Origin of the sequence: Endozoicomonas sp. YOMI1 (assembly GCF_024606345.1) — a bacterium.
Classification (GTDB): domain Bacteria; phylum Pseudomonadota; class Gammaproteobacteria; order Pseudomonadales; family Endozoicomonadaceae; genus Endozoicomonas.
The window spans coordinates 1-1,647 of the sequence record NZ_JAHHPM010000307.1 but is presented as its reverse complement, the minus strand read 5'-3'; the positions used below and the strand labels follow the sequence as shown (position 1 = coordinate 1,647).

Here is a 1,647-nt window from a genome sequence, read left to right as displayed (position 1 = left end):
TACCATCATTCAACTATAAAAATAACACGACACCTTCAACGCGGGCATCGCGTCATCAGTTATAACGAGACGCTGGATAATGGCCATGTGATTAAGGCCGGGATTGAGTTTAACAAGCTGGGCAAGCGGGTCGCTTATTACTTTCACCGGGAGCATCCAGCCGAGTTTGCTTTTGACAGCACCAGACTGGTTCGGGTGAAGGCTGAGAATGTTCTTCATATATTTGAAGCTCTGCATCCAGGACAGCTAAGAGGCCAGCCATTACTAACCCAGGTTTTAGTCAGACTCTATCATCTGGATAAGTTTGATGATGCCACGCTATTACGGCAGGAAATCGCCAACCTGTTTACCGGCTTTATTAAAAAGCCATCGCCAGAGCAAGACCCTATTGATCCTTTGACCGGTAAGCCGCTGGTCTTTGGCGACAATGGTCTACCCATGGTGGCGATGGAACCAGGAACCATGCAGGAGCTGGCACCGGGTGAAGAAGTCGAGTTCAATAATCCACCGGGTACTGCCGCAGACTATCCCAATTTTATGAAGCAGCAGTTAATGGCGATTGCCGCTGGTATTGGCCTCCCTTATGAACTGCTGTCGGGTGATATGGCGGGAGTCAGTGACCGGGCACTGCGCCTGATCATCAATGAGTTCCGCCGCCGTATTCAGCAGATTCAGCATAACCAGATTATCTTTCAGTTCTGTCGGACGGTCTGGAACCGCTGGCTGGATATGGCGGTGCTCAGTGGTTCGGTCACAATTCCAGAGTACGCCAATAACCCAAGAGCCTATCGCCGAGTGAAGTGGATCGCCCACGGCTGGCCTTATATGCACCCGGTTCAGGATATGCAGGTACAGAAGATGGCAGTCAGAAGCGGATTTAAATCGCGATCTGAAGTAGTCAGCGAACTGGGTTATGACAGCGAGCAGATGGATGGTGAAATCGCCGCCGATAATCGCCGGGCAGATAGCCACTCACTGAGATACGACAGCGATAGCCGTGATCCGAAAAACAGCAAATCTACCAATCAACCAGAAAAGGAAAAAGGATGACAGGGATGAGTCATAACCGACAGTGGTACACCTTTAAAAATGAAGCCAGCCAGACACCAGAGCTGTTTATCTTTGATGATATTGATGACTGGTATGGCGTTTCGGCACAGAGCGTGGTGGATCAAATTCGTAATCTGGATGTCTTAGAGATCAATGTCCGCCTGAACAGCCGGGGCGGCATGGTGTTTGAAGGCATTGCCATCTATAACGCCCTGCGTCTGCATAAAGCCAATATCCATGTCACCATCGAAGGGCTGGCGGCCAGCATTGCCAGTGTTATTGCCATGGCTGGCGATACGGTCACCATCGCTGAAAATGCCATGATGATGATCCATAACCCCTATGGCTGGGCACAGGGCGATGCCGAAGCCATGCGCAAAACTGCCGATATTATGGATAAGATTGCGGACAGTATTGCTGTGTCGTACACCGCCAGAACCGGCAAGAGCCTTGAAGATATGAAGGCACTGATGGAGTCTGAATCCTGGTTCACCGCCAAAGAAGCCCTGGACATGGGCCTGGTGGATCAGATTGATGAACCGGTGAAGGCCGCTGCCCGCTTTGATCTCTCCATGTTCCGTAATACACCGGATGGCT

At 50.8% G+C, this 1,647-nt stretch carries 2 protein-coding genes; both read left to right on the top strand.

The features are described from left to right. Window positions 1–1,050: phage portal protein (locus KDK15_RS11040; RefSeq protein WP_257295412.1), on the top strand; the 1,050-nt coding region annotated here is incomplete at its 5' end. Window positions 1,051–1,055: 5 nt separating this feature from the next. Continuing rightward, on the top strand, window positions 1,056–1,647 hold a 592-nt coding region (locus tag KDK15_RS11035), incomplete at its 3' end, for a head maturation protease, ClpP-related (protein WP_257295411.1).